At 64.8% G+C, this 18381-nt stretch carries 16 protein-coding genes and 1 tRNA gene; 14 read left to right on the forward strand and 3 right to left on the reverse strand.

Features of this window, described 5'->3' with window-relative positions:
* Positions 1 to 142: 142 nt before the first annotated feature.
* From ilvD to E4K64_RS24615, 4 genes are all read left to right on the forward strand, one after another.
* Positions 143 to 1993, forward strand: coding sequence for a dihydroxy-acid dehydratase (ilvD, locus tag E4K64_RS24600; RefSeq protein ID WP_135165815.1), 1851 nt, complete (start codon positions 143 to 145; stop codon positions 1991 to 1993).
* Positions 1994 to 2401: 408 nt separating this feature from the next.
* Positions 2402 to 2719: a hypothetical protein gene (locus E4K64_RS24605; RefSeq protein ID WP_135165816.1), complete on the forward strand. Its 318-nt coding sequence runs from the start codon at positions 2402 to 2404 to the stop codon at positions 2717 to 2719.
* 246 nt (positions 2720 to 2965) lie between these two features.
* On the forward strand, positions 2966 to 3289 hold the full coding sequence (locus E4K64_RS24610; protein ID WP_126257810.1) for a hypothetical protein: 324 nt from the start codon (positions 2966 to 2968) through the stop codon (positions 3287 to 3289).
* A gap of 310 nt (positions 3290 to 3599) precedes the next feature.
* Positions 3600 to 3689, forward strand: a tRNA-Ser gene (locus tag E4K64_RS24615).
* 117 nt (positions 3690 to 3806) lie between these two features.
* Here E4K64_RS24615 and E4K64_RS24620 read toward each other — a convergent pair.
* Both E4K64_RS24620 and E4K64_RS24630 read right to left on the reverse strand, forming a co-directional pair.
* The gene (locus E4K64_RS24620) at positions 3807 to 4310 is read right to left on the reverse strand and encodes a hypothetical protein (protein WP_235884768.1); all 504 of its coding nucleotides are present in this window, start codon (positions 4308 to 4310) and stop codon (positions 3807 to 3809) included.
* Positions 4311 to 5632: 1322 nt separating this feature from the next.
* The gene (locus tag E4K64_RS24630) at positions 5633 to 6241 is read right to left on the reverse strand and encodes a sll1863 family stress response protein (RefSeq protein ID WP_135165817.1); all 609 of its coding nucleotides are present in this window, start codon (positions 6239 to 6241) and stop codon (positions 5633 to 5635) included.
* A gap of 209 nt (positions 6242 to 6450) precedes the next feature.
* Between E4K64_RS24630 and E4K64_RS24635 the strand changes: the two genes are divergently transcribed.
* From E4K64_RS24635 to E4K64_RS24665, 6 genes are all read left to right on the forward strand, one after another.
* On the forward strand, positions 6451 to 8607 hold the full coding sequence (locus E4K64_RS24635) for a VTT domain-containing protein (RefSeq protein ID WP_235884769.1): 2157 nt from the start codon (positions 6451 to 6453) through the stop codon (positions 8605 to 8607).
* Positions 8607 to 9317 carry an endonuclease/exonuclease/phosphatase family protein gene (locus tag E4K64_RS24640; protein ID WP_135165818.1) on the forward strand — a complete coding sequence of 237 codons (711 nt, stop codon included), beginning with the start codon at positions 8607 to 8609 and terminating at the stop codon, positions 9315 to 9317. The genes E4K64_RS24635 and E4K64_RS24640 overlap by 1 nt, the downstream gene beginning before the upstream one ends.
* A 90-nt stretch (positions 9318 to 9407) precedes the next feature.
* A complete protein-coding gene (locus tag E4K64_RS24645) occupies positions 9408 to 9599 on the forward strand; it encodes a hypothetical protein (protein WP_126257812.1) in 192 nt (63 codons plus the stop codon).
* A gap of 242 nt (positions 9600 to 9841) precedes the next feature.
* Entirely contained in the window at positions 9842 to 10162 is a 321-nt protein-coding gene (locus E4K64_RS24650) for a DUF1476 domain-containing protein (protein WP_167772233.1), read from the forward strand.
* A gap of 168 nt (positions 10163 to 10330) precedes the next feature.
* Positions 10331 to 10621: a hypothetical protein gene (locus E4K64_RS24655; RefSeq protein ID WP_135165820.1), complete on the forward strand. Its 291-nt coding sequence runs from the start codon at positions 10331 to 10333 to the stop codon at positions 10619 to 10621.
* 676 nt (positions 10622 to 11297) lie between these two features.
* Complete coding sequence (locus tag E4K64_RS24665; RefSeq protein ID WP_135165821.1) at positions 11298 to 12215, forward strand: septal ring lytic transglycosylase RlpA family protein; 918 nt, start codon at positions 11298 to 11300, stop codon at positions 12213 to 12215.
* On the opposite strand, the gene E4K64_RS24670 is transcribed toward E4K64_RS24665, so the two are convergent.
* Positions 12212 to 13165, reverse strand: a complete 954-nt coding sequence (locus tag E4K64_RS24670; RefSeq protein WP_135165822.1) for an alpha/beta fold hydrolase — start codon at positions 13163 to 13165, stop codon at positions 12212 to 12214. The genes E4K64_RS24665 and E4K64_RS24670 overlap by 4 nt on opposite strands.
* Positions 13166 to 13317: 152 nt before the next feature.
* Between E4K64_RS24670 and E4K64_RS24675 the strand changes: the two genes are divergently transcribed.
* The 4 genes from E4K64_RS24675 to metG are packed head-to-tail and all read left to right on the forward strand — an operon-like array spanning position 13318 to position 18370.
* Positions 13318 to 14580, forward strand: coding sequence for a D-alanyl-D-alanine carboxypeptidase family protein (locus E4K64_RS24675; protein ID WP_167772234.1), 1263 nt, complete (start codon positions 13318 to 13320; stop codon positions 14578 to 14580).
* 2 nt (positions 14581 to 14582) lie between these two features.
* Positions 14583 to 15269, forward strand: coding sequence for a dTMP kinase (gene tmk / locus E4K64_RS24680; RefSeq protein WP_126257653.1), 687 nt, complete (start codon positions 14583 to 14585; stop codon positions 15267 to 15269).
* A complete protein-coding gene (locus tag E4K64_RS24685) occupies positions 15266 to 16312 on the forward strand; it encodes a DNA polymerase III subunit delta' (RefSeq protein ID WP_135165824.1) in 1047 nt (348 codons plus the stop codon). The genes tmk and E4K64_RS24685 overlap by 4 nt, the downstream gene beginning before the upstream one ends.
* A gap of 48 nt (positions 16313 to 16360) precedes the next feature.
* The gene (metG, locus tag E4K64_RS24690; protein WP_135165825.1) at positions 16361 to 18370 is read left to right on the forward strand and encodes a methionine--tRNA ligase; all 2010 of its coding nucleotides are present in this window, start codon (positions 16361 to 16363) and stop codon (positions 18368 to 18370) included.
* Positions 18371 to 18381: the final 11 nt, after the last annotated feature.

Below are 18381 nucleotides of genomic sequence, written 5' to 3' on the forward strand. Positions count from 1 at the left end.
AAAACCCCGCGCCGGGAGCAGGGGAGCCCTGTCATGCCCAAGTTCCCGTTGCGCCCCGCGACCCCGTGCGCTATCCGGCCACAAAGGCCTGAGGCGGCACCAGATTTTCCCGCCCCGGCCCAAACCGAGGACGGAAACCGCCATGCCAGCCTATCGCTCCCGTACCACCACCCACGGCCGCAACATGGCCGGCGCCCGCGGCCTCTGGCGCGCGACGGGCATGAAGGACGGCGATTTCGGCAAGCCGATCATCGCGGTGGTCAATTCCTTCACCCAGTTCGTGCCTGGACACGTCCATCTCAAGGACCTCGGCCAGCTCGTCGCCCGCGAGATCGAGCAGGCCGGCGGCGTGGCGAAAGAGTTCAACACCATCGCGGTCGACGACGGTATCGCCATGGGGCATGACGGCATGCTCTACAGCCTGCCGTCGCGCGAGCTGATCGCCGACAGCGTCGAGTACATGGCCAACGCGCACTGCGCCGACGGCCTCGTCTGCATTTCCAATTGCGACAAGATCACCCCCGGCATGCTGATGGCAGCGCTCAGGCTCAACATCCCCGCCGTGTTCGTCTCGGGCGGCCCGATGGAAGCCGGCAAGGTCAAGCTGGCCGGCAAGACCAAGGCCGTCGACCTCATCGACGCCATGGTGGCCGCCGCGGATTCCAAGGTCAGCGACGACGACGTCAAGGTGATCGAGCGCTCGGCGTGCCCGACCTGCGGCTCCTGCTCGGGCATGTTTACCGCCAATTCCATGAACTGCCTGACCGAGGCACTTGGCCTCGCGCTGCCCGGCAATGGTTCGGTGGTCGCGACCCATGCCGACCGCAAGCGCCTGTTCGTCGAGGCGGGCCACACCATCGTCGATCTCGTCCGCCGCTATTACGAGCAGGACGATGCATCCGTGCTTCCGCGCAACATCGCGAACTTCAAGGCGTTCGAGAACGCCATGACTCTCGACATCGCGATGGGCGGCTCGACCAACACCGTGCTGCATCTGCTCGCCGCCGCCCATGAAGGGCAGGTCGCCTTCACCATGAAGGACATCGACCGGCTCTCGCGCCGCGTGCCGGTGCTGTGCAAGGTCGCGCCGTCGGTCGCCGACGTGCATGTCGAGGACGTTCATCGCGCCGGCGGCATCATGGGCATTCTGGGCGAGCTCGATCGCGCCGGCCTGATCGACACCTCGGTCTCGACCGTGCACGCGCCGACCATGAACGAGGCGCTGGAGCGCTGGGACATCAAGCGCACCAAGAGCGAGTCGGTGCGCACGTTCTTCCGCGCCTCGCCCGGCGGCATCCCGACCCAGGTCGCCTTCAGCCAGGAGCGCCGCTACGACGAGCTCGATGCCGATCGCGAGAAGGGTGTGGTGCGCGATCTCGACCACGCCTTCAGCAAGGACGGCGGCCTCGCCGTGCTCTACGGCAACCTCGCGCAGGACGGCTGCATCGTGAAGACCGCCGGCGTCGACGCCTCGATCCTCAAATTCTCCGGCCCGGCGCGCGTGTTCGAAAGCCAGGACGCGGCGGTGGACGGCATTCTGGGTGGCAAGGTCGTTGCCGGCGAGGTCGTGGTCATCATCTACGAAGGCCCGCGCGGCGGTCCCGGCATGCAGGAGATGCTCTATCCGACCAGCTATCTGAAATCGATGGGCCTCGGCAAAGCCTGCGCGCTCGTCACCGACGGCCGCTTCTCCGGCGGCTCGTCCGGCCTATCGATCGGCCATTTGTCGCCGGAAGCCGCCGAAGGCGGCAATATCGGCCTGGTCCGCACCGGCGACATCATCGCCATCGACATCCCGAACCGCAGCATCACGCTGGAAGTCTCCGACGAGGAGCTGGCCAGGCGCCGCGCCGCCGAGGAGGCGAAGGGCGATGCCGCCTGGCAGGCAGTGGGCCGCAAGCGTAACGTCTCGACTGCGCTGCAGGCCTACGCCGCACTCACCACCAGCGCCGCGCGAGGCGCGGTGCGCGAGGTCAAGCGGCGCTTGAGGTAGGCGCCTAATCGGCGGCGCCGCAAGGCTGGATCGCAAGGCTGGATCGATTGCTCCGGAGCGGATGGCGATCCGCCAGCGCAGACGCTGCACTGTTGCAGGACAGTGTGGGGCCGGAGGTCTGCAAAGAAACGGCCCCCGCCGTCCGGGGTGTGGGCTATTGGGGGGTGGAGGCGAGAGCCGTTTGCGAAGTGGGCACCCGACAAGCGGGCTCGCCCGCCAGGCATCATCAACCTAATGCATTTGTCCACATCCCGCTATTTAAATCTCATTAATTTTTATTTTATTTATAATTTAATCGTGCCATCCTCTGGATAATGGCCGAAATCCATTTTTCCGAATTCGGCCCGAGGCCGTGGCATATTCGAAATCCGTCCGCAACGGTCCGGATTGTCAGTAGCGGAGTTAGCCATGAGTTATGCTCCATCACTCGTGCCGCAAGTCACGACAGACCGCGACGTCTATCTCGTGCTCGATGACTTCGGCCGGCGGCTGGGCCGCGCCTGGTGTGAGACGGCCGAGGAGGACGCCAATCGCGCGACCCTGCTCAGACATCTCGCCGAAGGCCAATATCTCCATCCGGTACGTATCGTGGCCTTCAATACCGCGGAGGGATGGTCGCGAGATGCCACCGCAGATGTCGCCGACGAGCTTCGTCGCCGCTTTGTCGAACTCGAGGAGACCGATCCCTCGCTGCTGGAGTTCTTGGAAAGAGCTGCGAGGCATTGAGCTCGGCCATCGGAGGCGGATGAACGAAAGACGCCACGTCGCGCGTTGACGGGCGTGGTCAATGAGTTCTTACCGGCCGGCCATGATCGGCTGTTAGCATTAAGGATGCCCTGATGAACTTCAGCGGCCCTGGATTTTGCGGCGTATAATGCGCCACCTTCGCAAATCCATTTCGGGCAACTGGGGCACCACATGATGTCGCGTACTCTTGCTGTTGTTTTCTCGACCGCCGTCGCCGCGATGTCCATGACGGGCGCAGCCTCCGCCGGCTGCTACAATTGCTACACGCCGCCGCCGTGCCAGACCTGCTATCAGCAGCAATACGTGCCGCCCCAGTACCGCGCCGTCGACGAGACCGTGATGGTGTCGCCCGGCGCCGTCGTCGCACATCGCACACCCGCGCAATACCGCACCGTGATGGTGCCGCAGACCGTGATGGTCGCGCCGCCCAGCGTCCAGTACCAGCAGATCCCGCCGCAATACGCCACGCGCCAGCGCGTCGAGATGGTCTCGCCCGGCTACTCCTATTACGCCCCGGTGCAGATGAACTGCGCGTCCTGCGGGTACTGAGCCGGACACAGCTGCGAACGGTTTCGAGCGGCGCTCCTCACGGGCGCCGTTTGCTTTTTTCCAAATGCGAGAGGCCGGTCGCCTTCAAGCCCCTGGATGAGGCTGAGCAGCATCGGCGCTCATTGAAACTGCGGCCGCGCCCACGGTCCTCATCCTGAGGGCCCGCCGCCGGCGGGCGTCTCGAAGGATGGCCACAGGCGGGACCACTCCCACATGCCATTGCCCGGCCTGACGGGGCCAGAGGCAAGGGCGCCCAACTTCGCGTTGCCTTGCGCCGTCGACTGCGTTAAGCGACAGCCATTCCGCGCTTGGAAGGGTGGCCGAGTGGTTTAAGGCACCGGTCTTGAAAACCGGCGTGCCCGCAAGGGTACCGTGGGTTCGAATCCCACCCCTTCCGCCAGCACAGCCTCACCCTTTCTTTGGGACCACCCCGAACTTCACAGCGAAATCAGCTGGTTGGATGGAAGGGCTCGACGTTCCTCATGGAGGCCCGTAACCTCGACCATGCGTCCACCGATCACTTCCGGTTTGGCCGGTCGCGTCGAATGCTCTGAAATTCCTCCGGCCCTTTGACGAGGCGCCGCTTACGGCTGACTTGGGCCTCTGGGCTGGCTGCCGTATCGGCGATCTCGTTGATCGCATCGGCTGCTAGTTCGCGAGCGCGTTGCTTGGCATCTCGGCGCCCCTTCATGTCTTCGCTTTTGCCCTGACTTTCGATCTTGATCCTAAGGCCAATCGCAACGAGCCGGCGAATAGCATGCGCTCGGGTGAGGGTCTTGTCGCGCGATGATGCGATCCATGCATCTATCGCCGCAAGCTCGGAAGGATGCCAGCGCTCGCCAACCTGGATCCCCTTACCAGTCGGCGGCGGGCCTCGTTTCTTCTTTGGTACCACACGTGTCTTAGCCATAAACCATGGTACCATAGAAACAAGCCGAGGGGAAGCTGCTCCCCCAATGGTTTTAAGAATGTTCGCACGCAACCACATTTGCTGGCGGGTCACATTTTCCGACTTTTCCAAATCTCCGTTTATGATCCGGGGGATCGATTCGGCAGCATCTCGGTTAGACGAGGATGTGCATCCAGGCGACGACGCGGGCGGTATTGGTCGGCCTTGCTGGCCTACTTGTCTCTGCTTGCGCGAGCTCCGATCACGCCAACTCCGGCGCGACGGTTCGATCCGGCGCACGATGGGCACGAGACCTTGGTGAACCGCCCCCAAGCCGACCATCCGCCGATGCAGCAGCAATCCCTGCGACCAAAGCGGATCTTAATGCTGCTCGCGAGAGGGCGCGGCGATAGGGCTCGGGAGGACACGCTTGAGCCCGCCGGTTCAAGCAGGAAAGCCGCACCAACGAAAAAATGCCCCAGCCGCTGTCTGGACGCTGGGAGGTACCTTCGTCAGATGTGAGAGGCTAACCGTCGCGACGGGGTCACGTTCCTAGACGAGTGCCTGGGCCGCGCCAAACGTTGTCGCAACTGTGATCTTGGCGTGTAGCCACTTAGGGTAGTATGACAGCGGTTCTCACCTATGGTTTTTTTTGGCAACGGAGCCCGAAATGATTACCGCCGCAGCCTGCCAAGAAACAGCAGAGCGCTACAAAGCACTTTCCAGAGGTCCAGGTATTTCAGCCTCGCGGGCCTCCCTTTTGAAGAACATCGCAAAGAGCTTCGCCGGCTTGGCCACCCAGTTGGACAGACTAGCAGCACTCACGAGAGACGAAGGTCGTCGGTAAACGGTCCGCCTCAGTGGGCGGCGTCTTTCGCGCCTATGATCGCAAGCTTTGGATTCCCCCGCTCGAAGTCCGGCCGCACGTCGGCGCCGCGACATCCGCAGCCCTGGCAGACGAAGGCAGCCCTGGCAGACGAAGCATGGCTCCAGATCGGACAGCCTCATGTCGTCCGGCCCCCCATCCGCATCAAGAGCGACGTTATGCGCGCAATGGCAATAAACCAGCACGCCGCGAAACGCCCATGCCGCGCATCTCGCCGAAGGTGATCTTGAGCGGTCGACCGTCGGGGTGCGTGAGCGTGTGGCGGCGCGCAGGGCGAACTACGTCGGGAGGCCGCTCGGCTTTACCGTGGCTAGGACCGTAGATTGCTCGCTGATTACAGTAGGGTTGACAGGACACCCCTTCCGCCAGCACAGCGCCCCCCTTTCTTTGGGACCACCCCGAACGTCACAGCGAAATCAGCTGGTTGGATGGAAGGGCTCGACGTTGCTCATTGAGGCACGGACGATCGGATGCGCCGTAGAGAGCGCGTGAGCCAAGCCTGGCTCGCAGCCGGGCCCCGCGTGCTCCTCCGTCCGCCTCGTTTTGGCTGGCGCGTTTGCGAACCGGCTCAGCTCTTTGGACCGGCACCCTTCAGCGCGTTCCAGGCAGCCTGGTTCGCCTGATCGAACGCCTTGCGGGATTCGGCGAGGGCGGCGCTCAGGACCGACCAGGATTCGCTGCCGGCTTGCTTCAGCTTCTGCAGACGCGCTTCAGCTTCGGATGCATCCGATTTCATCTGCTTGAGCGCGGCATCGACATCGACGGTGCGGGCTGTTGCGACTTTGCCGGCGGCTTCGCGGAATTTGTCCGCGGCTTCGCGCCAGGCCTTGGCCTGTGCCGCCGCAACGTCCTTGAACGTGGCCTGTTGCTGCTCGAACTGTTTGCCTGCGCCCTCGAAGTAGGTCTTCATCTGGGCTTCGAATCCGGCCCATTGCTTTTCCAGGTCGGCCTTGGCGTCCGTCCAGGCGGCTTCGCCTGCTTCCGCCTGGGTCTTGAGCATCGCCTGAAATTCGTCACGGCGCTTGGTCAGGTCGGACAGCAGTTGATCCGTCTTCACCTTGGACTCAGCCTTGGCCTGGCCGGCTTTGACCTCGAACGAGGCCAATGCGGCGTCCATCTCGTCGATCCGCTCCTTGGCCCAATTGAGATAATAGTGCACGCTGCTCTGCTGTGACATGGCCGTCTCCATCTGCTTGCCGACGCCAGGTTCCCAGAGCTTGATCCAGCCCGTATTGACCTGTCTCAATCATGTTGCGGTCTCACGACATTGCGATTGCGGAGCCGCGCCGTGCAAAGCCGCGCCCCGTGCCGGGGGGAGCACAAGGTCGGCGCTCTGATCGAGGGCCTTATCTCCGGCCCTCGCACGCAGAACCGTATCCCTGTAGCGTGGAACCCCTTGAGTGTTCAGCGCGTTTAGACGCGAACGTGATTTGCGAGGTCCACCTGCTTCAGAGTTCATCGACCCTGGTTCCCGGCGACACCGTCTGGCGACGGTGCGAGGCGCGGCGCGTGGCGGTCTTGAACGACGCGGCCGCTTATTTCGCGGCCCTGCGCGAGGCGCTGCTCGAGGCTCAAGATCTCGTCTACATCGTCGGGTGGGATATCCATAGCGAGACCAGGCTGGTCGGAGCTTCCGGACGGGCGGATGACGGTCTGCCCGAACAACTCGGCCCATTCCTGCGCGCACTTGTGCACCGCCGGCCGGGCCTGCGGATCAACATTCTGGTCTGGGACTTCGTCTCGTTCTACGCCTCGGAAAGGGAATGGAATTCCGCGGCCAAATTCACCGCCGACACCGACGGCCGCGTCCAGTTCGAGCTGGATTCGACGCTTCCGTTCGGTTCGGCCCAGCACCAGAAGATCGTCTGCATCGACGGTGCGCTGGCCTTCGTCGGCGGGCTCGATCTGACGATCAGGCGCTGGGACACGAGCGAGCATTGCGCCGATCAGCCGTTGCGCTGCGACCCTCAGGGTAAGCCATACAAGCCGTTTCACGATGTTCAATGCCTGGTCGACGGGGATGCTGCCGCCTCGCTGTTCGAGCTGGCGGAGGAGCGCTGGCGTGCAGCAGGCCAACAGACGCATGATCGCCGCGCGCTGAAGAGCATGCGCTGGCCGTCGCATGTGCCGGTCGAGGCCGAGCAGATGCCCGTGGGCATCGCCAGGACCGAGGTCGTTTGCCCCCTGGGTTCGACCATCAGGGAGGTCGAACGCTCGCTGATTGCAGCGATCCGGTCCGCGACGAACTTCGTCTACATCGAGAACCAGTTCACCAGCGCCATCAAGATCGCGCGTGAGCTGGCGGAGCAGATGAAGCGCGTGCCGTCGCTGCGGGTTCTGGTCGTCGCTCCGAAACTGCATTCCTCGTGGCTGGAATCCCAGGCCATGCAAAACGGCCGCGGCGCCTTCATCGATTGCTTCAGCGAGGCGGGTGTGGCCGATCGAATCCGCTTCGTCTACCCGGTCTCGCGCGACGGGGAGGGGGAGGCTGCCGTGATGGTGCACAGCAAGCTCATGATCGTCGACGATCGGATCTTGCGAATCGGATCGGCCAATTTGAACAATCGGTCGATGGGCGCCGATAGCGAATGTGACCTGATCTTTGAAGCCGCATCCGATGAGCACCGGGAGTTCATCGCTTCGGTTCGCCGACGCCTGATCGCGCACTTCTGTGGGCTCGACGAACGCAGCGTCAGGCAAGACGACGATCGCCTTCTTGGTCTTCTTGACGAGGTGTCGAGAGCCGATCGGGCGAAGGCGCTGCGGCAAGTAGAGTCCTCGATCCTGACCAGCACTCTGGCCACGATGGTTCAGCCGGTGGCGGACCCTGAGCGGCCTCTTCACCTCGAGCGGGCGGCATCGCGCATGTGGAGCACCAAGACCATCATCGGGATCGTATCGATCGCCTTGGCGCTTTTTGGCTTGGCAATAGCCTGGTCCTACACGTCCTTGAGCGGTTTCGCCGACACCGGGCGCGTCTCGAATTTGCTGTCTGCCTATTCGCAGTCGGGCTGGGGGCCGCCGTTCGCGATCGCGGCTTTTGTCGTCGGCGGGCTGGTGGTATTTCCGGTGCTGGTGCTCATTGCAGCAACGGCGGCCGCGCTCGGGCCTTGGGTGGGTTTCGTCACGGCGAGCGCCGGTGTCCTGCTCAGTGCCTTCGTCCTTTTCGTGATCGGGCGGGCACTCGGACGACAGCGGCTCCAGCAATTGCTCGGACGGCGTGCGGCGCGGATCCAGGACCGCGTTGTCGGCAAGGGCATCCTGGCTGTCGTCGTGATCCGGATGATTCCCATCGCACCGTTCTCGATCGTGAATGTCGTGGCCGGCGCGAGCACGCTGCCTCTGCGTGACTTCCTGATCGGAACCGCGCTGGGCATGACGCCAGGTAACCTTGCCATGGCGGTTCTGGGAGCTCAGATCGCGGATGTCGCCCGCAATGCGTCCTGGAGCAGCATGTTGCTGCTCGTGCTGGCGTTCCTGGGCTGGCTCGGCATCTGCGCCGGCGCGCAATTCCTGGCCACCTGGCTCGCCGGGAGGCGCTGATGCGCTTCATGACCTGGAACGTGCATGGCACGTTCAACCTCAATCCGAAATTCGATCTGGAGGGTGTCTGCTCCATCCTTCGCAAATGGTCCCCTGATGTCGTCGCGCTTCAGGAGGTGGATTCGCGGTCGAGGTCGGACGATCCGTTCGCGAAACTGGCGAGTGTCGTCGGAGATCACCGCGTTCACGCCAAGTCGATCGTCACCGAGGATGGCGAGTACGGTCAGATGCTCCTGAGCCGCTTTCCGTTCTCCGCTGTGCCGGAGATCGTCGACGTGTCGTATCGGGAGCGCGAGCCGCGCCGAGCCATTGCGACCAGCCTGCTGACGCCGGCCGGGGACGTGCGCGTGGTCGCCACGCATCTGGGCTTAAGCATCCACGAGCGCTATGCGCAGGCTCAGGCCCTGGTGAACCTGGTCAAGCCAGCGAGGACCGTCGTCCTCGGCGATTTCAACGACTGGTTCTGGGTCAAGTCGGTGCGGCGGGTGCTCGCGCAGGTCTGCCCGAACCGTACGCGGCTGCGAACTTTCCCGTCGCGTCTCCCCCTGATGCGGCTTGACCGGATCTATGCGACCTCCGACAGCCCGATCCGGAAAGTGTGGACCGACGAGGCGGCGCGAGCCTTCTCGGACCATCTGCCCGTCATCGCCGAGATCGAGCTCAAGGGCCTTCCCGGGCCCATGGAAAAGCTCTGTTCTTCAACGGCATAGCTACTGTGCATGGGGTTGTTTTTCGGGATTTTGTTTGAAGGCGGGTACGGGGGGCGAGGAACTCTTTCCTCGCAGCCGCGTTATGTCGCCATGACTGAGGACGTTTCCTTCCGACGCAAACCCCTGACCCCCGAGCAGCGCCAGGCGCGTGATGCGGCACGCCGGATCGAGGCCGAAAAGGCCATGCGCGACCATGAAGCGGCGCAGAAGGCGTTTTACGCCAACAAGGAGCGGCTCAGAGCCGAGCGCCTTGCGCGCGAAGCCGCCGCGGCCAAGGGCTGAGCGAAGAGCTGAGCCAACGCGCTCATCCAGCCAGATCCGCGCTCATCCAGCCAGATCGCTGAATTGATCCCAGACGCGCCCGCCGGCCTTTCCTGCCGGTGGGCGCTTTCGCGTTGTGCCGCGCAACGGGTGGCTTGACGGCCTTTGCCGTCCGGGAGGAAGCTTCAGATGAATCTGAACCGCGGAGACGTTCGCAACCAGCCAGTCCGATTCCCATCAGCGAAAGCGCAATGGAGCTGACCATGACCACGTTCGACAAGCGCGAGCAGGGCTTCGAGGCCAAATTCGTCCACGACGAAGAACTCATGTTCAGGGCCACGGCCCGGTCCAACAAGCTGCTCGGCCTCTGGGCCGCAGGCCGACTTGGCCTGAACGGCGATGCCGCTGACAATTACGCAACGACGCTGGTGACGGACTATTTGCAGAACCAGACGATGAACGACGTGGTGGACAAGGTATCGGCCGATCTTGCCGCCAGGGGCGTCGCGCGTGAGCAGGTCGCGCAGAAGCTCCAGGAGTGCCTGCATCAGGCGCTCGCGCAGCTCGAAGCAGACAAGCAATAGACGGCGATCCGCTGCCTCTCACGCGGCGTGCGTGCGCCGGATGCCGCTTTCCTCCAACCCGACAAGACGCCGGTGGAAGCGCTGCGCAACTCGCGCCTTCCGCGCGCCATTTCGTGCTACCGTTGTCGTGGGCCGTCGCATGGCGACGCGGATCGGGAAGGCGGGCGAGTGACGCGAAGCGGCTTCGGCAGATGGACCGGTCGGATGGCGCTCGCCGGCGCGATCATGGTGGGCGCCGGCTCCGCGGAGGTCTTCGCGACACCGCTGACGCCGTTTCGCTACGAGGCGCAGGCGCAGCGTCATTGTCCGCAAGACAAGGTGGTCTGGCTCGATTTCAGGAAGGGCGTCTACTACCGCAAGGGTCAGAAGCGGTACGGCGAGGGCTTCGACGGCAGCTTCGTCTGCCAGAGCGAGGCCCGCGGCGGCCTCTATCGCCGCTCCCTGCTGGGCCTGCGCTGAGTGCGCGGGAAGGAGAGGGTGGCCCTCAGGCGAAGGCCAGGGCCACGAGGCTCGAGCAGAGCAGGACCAGGCCGCCGGCGGTCAATGCCAGGAAGCCGTCAGATACCAGGTCATGATTGCGCATGGGACACCTGCCGCTCTCGTCTTTGATGCTCGATCGGATCGACTAAAATTGTCCGAACGCGCCGCCTTGAAAGAGGTGATGCTTGCCGTCCCGCGCGAGTGCCGTCAGGCCCTCGTGCGGTAGCCTTCAAACGCATGGGCCAGGAAGATCCCCGCGCTTACCAGACCCATCAGTGCCGAAACCGTCTCGATCATCGTTAAATTCCAAATCCCGCCCTTGCATCCGAGAGAACGCGGGCGGCCTTGCACAGTCAAAAGAATTCCCGTGAGCGGCGCGACAATGGGGATGGAGTGAGGATTTGGCGCAACAGAATGTCCAGCTGTGGCACAGCGCAGGCGCCCTCGTTCCGTAGAACAACGGAAAAATGCGAACGTCCCGTTTACCATCCCGGCGGGATCGCCGTGGGCTCCCCATTTCCGCCGTGTTCGGGTTGCGTTATCGTTACCGCTTCCGAGACGGTGGTGGGCCGCTTCGGATCAGATGACCGGACAGAGCGCTTCCCGTAGCCAAAGCGGGTTGGGTACGCCTCCGGCAAAGTGGTATTTGGGGCGAATGGGGATCCGACGGTCAGATTCGGTTTTGCGGGCCGCGCGTGGTGTTGCGGCGGTCGCAGCCTGCGTTGCGCTGGCCAATTGCGCCTCCTCCAACAAATTCGCCAGCCGCGTCGATCCGAAATACGGCGTGTCGTCGAGCCCCCGGGTTGTGGCCTTCGGGGACCCTGTTCCGAAGGGCGGCGGCACCTACCGCGTCGGCAAGCCCTATGTCGTGGCGGGCCGCACCTACGTGCCGGAGGAGGACGTCAACTATCGTGCCGAGGGCATGGCGTCCTGGTACGGCGACGATTTCCACGGCCGCCTGACCGCCAATGGCGAAGTGTTCGACATGACCTCGCTGACCGCGGCGCATCCGACCCTGCCGATGCCGTCCTACGCCCGAGTGACCAACATCTCGAACGGCAAGTCGCTGATCGTCCGCGTCAATGACCGCGGGCCCTATCACGGCAACCGTCTCATCGACGTCTCGAACAAGGCCGCCGAACTCCTTGAATTCAAAGGAAATGGTGTTGCCAAGGTCCGCGTCGAATATGTCGGCAGGGCGCCACTCGAAGGCTCCGACGACCGCCAGCTTCTGGCGACCCTGCGCACCGGCGTTCCGGCGCCGTCGCCCTCGATGGTCCGGGTCGCCTCGGCCAAGCCTTTCGTGCCGGAATTGCCGGGGGCGAGCCGCGGTGCCATTCGCGGCGACGTGCCGATGCCGGAGGGGCGGCCCTATAATCTCGGCAGCACCTCGGCCGACATGGCCTCGCTCAATGCGACCTCGGAGATGTCGGCCTCGAGCCGCAGCCGGGGCCGGGCGCTCCAGAACGCCCGCGCCGTGTCCTACGACGAGGACGGCCGCTTCGCGACGGACACCGCGTCCGACGGTGCCGCCGAGGCGCGCAACATCCTGAGCGGCCGCGGGCTCTACTAGCCCGCGCTCTCCCTCAGGAAAGCCACCAGCGCCGCGTTCACCTCGTCGGGCCGTTCCTGCTGCACCCAATGGCCGGCGCCCTCGATGATCAGCTTTTGCTTCAGATTCGGCAGCACGCGTTCGAGCTCGTTGACGCGCTTGGCGCCGATCAGACCGGTGATGACGGCGTCCCTGGAGCCTGCGATGAACAGCGAAGGCTGACGGATCTGCGCGTCCTGCCAGGGCGCCGTCAGCTCCCAATTGCGATCGATGTTGCGGTACCAGTTCAGCCCGCCGCGAAAGCCGGACTTGCGGAAGCTCTCGGTGAAATAGGCTAGATCCGCCTCGCTGAGCCAGCCGGGCAGCGGTTCCTCGGCGGTCGCGTGGCTGAGAAAGCCCTTGCCCTCCTGCACGAACATCGCGGCGGTTGGGTCGGCCAGGCCACGTCCCCCAAGCACGATGCGCATGGTGCGGGCAACGTCGCGCTCGAGCTCGGCCTCGGCGACACCCGGCGCCTGGAAATACTGCCAGTAAAAATTGGTGACGCCGCCCTGGCGGAGCAGGTCGAGCGGCTTGCCGCGGCCGCGGAACGGCGGCGGCACGCTCAGGCCCGCGACCGCCGTGAAGATGTCGGGCCGGAACAGCGCCGCATGCCAGGCGACCGGCGCGCCCCAATCGTGGCCGACCACCATCGCCCTGGTCTCGCCGAGCGCCTGCACCAGGCCGACCACGTCGCCGACCGTGTCGAAGATCGAATAGGCATTCACGTCAGGCGGCGCGGCGCTCTGGCCATAGCCGCGCATGTCGGGGGCGACGACATGAAACCCCGCGGCGGCGAGCGCGGGGATCTGGTGGCGCCAGGAATAGGACAGCTCCGGCCAGCCATGGCATAGCACCACCAGCGGACCCTGGCCGGCTTCGCGGATGAAGAGATCGATGCCGTTGGCCTTGATCGTGCGGGTGGAGGACATCGCTTTTCCGCCTTGTTTCAGGGATTTGGTCGGCAAAGGTGAGGTGCCACGATAGGGGTAGGGCGAGAATCGTGCAATCTCTGGGCAGGCGTCCAACGTCGCGTTGTTCGCGCCGATTCCAGCTGTTAGAACGCTGCTCTCAGGGCTTGGCCATGGCATGTCGTCTTCTTTCGCTACGTCGCACCCGGTTCACCGCCGGAGCGCTGGCGCGCGGCCTGATGGCGACGATCCTGGTGGCAAGCGTCGGCTGGAGCGGGGCGCTTCTGGCCGCCAACCAGAGCGTCCAGGGCGCCAAGAAGGCCGACGATGCCGGCTTCGACGGCGATGCTCCGACCGCGATCCTGATCGAAGCCACGAGCGGCAGCGTGCTGTTCGAGAAGAACGCCGACGAGCTGCGCGCGCCCTCCAGCATGATGAAGCTGATGACGGCGGAAGTCGTCTTCAATGCCGTCAAGAAGGGCGACATCAAGCTGACCGACGAGTACCGGATCAGCGAGAATGCCTGGCGGCGGGGCGGTGCGCCCTCGGGCGGCTCGACCATGTTTGCCGCCATCAACAGCAAGGTCTCGGTCGACGATCTCCTGCGCGGCGCGATCATCCAGAGCGGCAACGACGCCTGCATCGCGCTCGCCGAAGCCATGGCCGGCAACGAGAAGATCTTCGCGGCCGACTTCATGACCAAGCGCGCCCGCGAGCTCGGCATGACCAGGTCGACCTTCGGCAATTCCAACGGGCTGCCCGACCCCGCCAACAAGATGACGGTGCGTGAGCTCGGCATGCTCGCCCGGCACATCATCCTGGACTTCCCCGAATTCTACAAACTGTTCGGCGAGAAGGAATTCACCTGGAACAAGATCCGCCAGCCCAACCGCAATCCGCTGCTCAATTCGATGGAAGGCGCCGACGGTCTGAAGACCGGCTACACCAAAGAAGGCGGCTACGGCATGGTCGGCTCGGCCGTTCAGAACGGCACGCGGCTGATCGTCGTCGTCAACGGACTGGACGACCCCGACGATCGCGCCACCGAAGCCAAGAAGATGCTGGAATGGGGTTTTCGCAATTTCGAGACACGCACGCTGATCGCGGCCGACCAGCCCGTCGGCTACGCCAAGGTGTTCGGCGGCGAGAGCCGCTCGGTCAAGCTCGTCGCCAAAACTCCGGTGAAGGTGATGGTGCACAAGAACGGCAGCGACAAGCTGATCGCGCGCGTCGTCTACAGCGGCCCGGTGCGGGCGCCGGTCGAAGCCGGCCAGAAGGTCGGCGTGGTCAGGGTCTGGCGCAGCGGCAACATCGCGGTGGAGACGCCGGTCTATGCGGCCGAAGCGATCGGCACCGGCTCGACCGTGCGGCGCGCGCTCGACGGCGCCAGCGAGCTCGTGATCGGCATGTTCCGCGCAGGCGCCGAGAAGCTCTGATCATGAGTGAGAGCGCGGGACAGCGACCGTCCGGACGCGGACGCTTCATCACCTTTGAAGGCGGCGAGGGCACCGGCAAGTCGACCCAGATCAAGAAGCTCGCCGACCGCCTCAAGGCGGCCAAGCTCCGCATCCGCGTCACGCGTGAGCCGGGCGGCTCGCCGGGCGCCGAGATCATGCGTCACCTGGTGCTGTCGGGGATGGGCAGGCTGCTCGGCCCGGAGGCGGAGACGCTGCTGTTTGCCGCCGCGCGCGACGATCATGTCCGCACCGTGATCCTGCCTGCGCTCAACCAGGGTGTCTGGGTGCTGTGCGACCGCTTCGCCGATTCGACGCGGGCCTATCAGGGCAGCCTCGGCCGCGTGCCTGAAGGCCTGATCAATGCGATGCAGCGGGTCACGATCGGCGATCTCAAGCCGGATCTCACCATCATCCTCGACCTGCCGGTCGAGATCGGCCTCCAACGCGCCGCCGCGCGCCGCGGCAACGGCACGCCCGATAGGTTCGAAAGCGAGCAGCTCAGCTTTCACCAGGGCCTGCGCGAAGCCTATCGCAAGATCGCTGCGGATGATCCGGCGCGCTGCGTGCTGATCGACGCCAATTCCGACCCTGACACGGTCGCGGCCCGGGTCTGGGCTGCGTTGCGCGATCGTCTCCTTCCCACACCGGCTTCGGTGATTTCAGCATGAGCCCGCGCCAGTCCGAGCGCGAAAGCGCCATTCCGCATCCGCGCGAGACCAGCCGCCTGTTCGGTCATCGCGAGGCCGAGACGGCGCTGCTGACGGCCTATCGCAGCGGGCGGATTCCGCATGCCTGGCTGATCGGCGGGCCGCAAGGGATCGGCAAGGCGACGCTGGCCTATCGCATGGCGCGCTTCGTGCTCGCCCATGGCCAGCCGCTGGCGCCCGCCGTGCAGCACGCCCAAGACCTTGCGATCGATCCGGATGACGCCGTGGCGCGGCAGGTGGCGGCCGGCTCGCATGGCGGCCTCTTGTCGCTGGAGCGGACCGCCAATGATCGCGGCGTGATGCGCACCGTGATCACCGTGGACGAGACCCGCGAGACGATCGGCTTCTTCGGCTCGACGGCGGCGGCCGAAGGCTGGCGGGTCTGCATCGTCGACACCGTCGACGAGCTCAATCCAAACGCGGCCAACGCGCTTCTGAAGATTCTCGAAGAGCCGCCGCAGCAATCGCTGTTCCTTCTGGTGAGCCACGCGCCGGCGCGCGTGCTCGCCACGATCCAGTCGCGCTGCCGCAAGCTGCGCCTGCGGCCGCTCGCAACCGACGACGTGATCGAGGCTGCGGCTGCGGCCGCCGAACTCGATGCGAGCGATCCCGCGCTGCGCGAGGCGGCGGAGGCCTCCGAGGGCAGCGTTGCACGGGCCCTGACTCTGCTCGGCGGCGATGCGCTGAAGCTCCAGCAGCGTACGGCCGCGCTGCTGGCGCGCCTGCCGCAGGTCGACCCGCGCGAATTGCACACGCTCGGCGATTCGCTTCCCACCAGCGACCGCGTCGCGCTCGCCGCCTTCATCGACGGCATTGATCGCTGGATCGCCGAACGCCTGTATGCGGACGAGGCCAATGCGAACCAGAACCTGCCGCGCCTTGCGCGCTTAAGCGAGGTATGGGAAAAGATCGTCCGCGCCGCGCGCGACACCGAAACCTACAATCTGGAGCGCAAGCCCTTGGTTTTCTCGGTGTTCGGCTGGCTGGCGGACGCAACGCGCTAGGCGCAGGTTCGTTTCCAAATTTTCGAGAAGCCGGTAAAGGAATTCGTGGTGGCAACGCGAGCTAAGAAGACCGTCAAGCGCAAGAGCGGCAAGAAGGCTGCGAAGAAGGCCGTCAAGACTGCCGCGAAGAAAGCGACGAAGGCCCGTGCGCGCAAAGCTTCCAAGAAGGTAGCCAAGACCAAGACGTCCGGCGTGACGAAGAGCGCAGCGAAGACGTCGAAGAAGGCTAACAAGAAGGCTGCGAAGAAACAGGTCGTCGCCAAGAAGGCGGTGAAGAAGGCGGCCAAGACGGCAGCCAAGACGCCAGCCAAAAAACCAACCAAGGCTCCGGCGAAGAAGGTATCCGAGAAGCCCAGGGTCATTCCGCCTGCGGCGATCGCGGCGCCGGCTCCCGTCGTGGCGCCGCCGAAAGCTGCCAAGCCGAAGGCGCCGCGCGCGCCGAAGCCCGCCGCAACTCAGCAACCCGCAGCGCCCGCAGCTGCACCAAAGGCTGCCGCGCCCGTTGCCGCCCCCGCGCGCGACAACGTCTTCTACATCACGACCGCCATCGCCTATCCCAATGGCAGCCCCCATATCGGTCACGCCTATGAGGCGATCGCGACCGACGTGCTGGCGCGTTTTGCGCGGCTCGACGGCAAGGACGTGTTCTTCCTGACCGGGACCGACGAGCACGGCCAGAAAATGGTCCAGACGGCGGCCGGCGAAGGCATGTCCGCCGCCGCGCTCGCGACCCGCAACGCCGGCCGCTTCAAGGAAATGGACGAGCGCCTGAACGTGTCGTTCGACCGCTTCATCCGCACCACAGAGGAGCAGCATCATCGCTCCAGCCAGGAGATCTGGCGGCGCATGGAGGCGAACGGCGACATCTATGCCGACACCTATGCCGGCTGGTACTCGGTGCGCGACGAGGCCTATTACGCCGAGGACGAGACGCGCCTGAACGATGACGGCGTGCGGCTCGGACCGCAGGGCTCGCCGGTCGAATGGGTCGAGGAGAAGAGCTACTTCTTCCGCCTGTCGGCGTACCAGGACAAGCTGCTCAAGCTGTATGCGGATCATCCCGATTTCATCGGGCCGGATTCCCGCAAGAACGAGGTGGTCAGCTTCGTCAAGGGCGGCCTGCGCGATCTCTCGATCTCACGCACGACGTTCGACTGGGGCGTGAAGGTGCCCGGCGACGAAGAGCACGTGATGTATGTCTGGGTCGACGCGCTGACCAACTACATCACCGGCGTCGGCTTCCCCGACGAGAGCGACAAGAACTGGCGCTACTGGCCGGCCGACGTGCACATCATCGGCAAGGACATCATCCGTTTCCACGCCGTGTACTGGCCGGCATTCCTGTTGTCGGCCGGAATCCCGCTGCCGAAGCGGGTCTATGCCCACGGCTTCCTGTTCAACAGGGGCGAGAAGATGTCGAAGTCGGTCGGCAACGTCGTCGATCCCTTCAACCTCGCCGACCAGTACGGCGTCGACCAGATGCGCTATTTCTTCCTGCGCGAGGTGCCGTTCGGACAGGACGGCAACTACAATCACGAGGCCATCGTCGCGCGCATCAACGCCGACCTTGCCAACGATCTCGGCAATTTGGCGCAGCGCTCGCTGTCGATGATCGCCAAGCAGCTCGGCGGCGTGCTGCCCGAGCCCGGTGAGTTCAGCGACAACGACAAGGCGATGCTCGCGATGGCCGACGGCATGGTGGCCGCGTCACGCGAAGCCATGGCGACGCAGCAGATCCACCAATGGCTCAACGCCGTCTGGGCCGTGGTCGCGGAGGCCAACCGCTATTTCGCCGGCGAGGCGCCGTGGGCGCTCGCCAAGACCGATCCGGCCCGGCAGAAGACGGTGCTCTACGTCACCGCCGAGGTCGTGCGCCAGATCGCGATCCTGGCTCAGCCGGCGATGCCGGCCGCTTCCAGCAAGCTGCTCGACAGCCTCGGTATCCCCGAGGGAGAGCGCAGCTTCGCCATGCTCGGCGGTGCCAAGCGGATCGCGCCGGGCTCGACGCTGCCGGCTCCGACGCCGGCGTTTCCGCGCTACATCGAGCCGGCGGCCTAGAGGCATTCGCC

Origin of the sequence: Bradyrhizobium frederickii (genome assembly GCF_004570865.1) — a bacterium.
GTDB lineage: Bacteria > Pseudomonadota > Alphaproteobacteria > Rhizobiales > Xanthobacteraceae > Bradyrhizobium > Bradyrhizobium frederickii.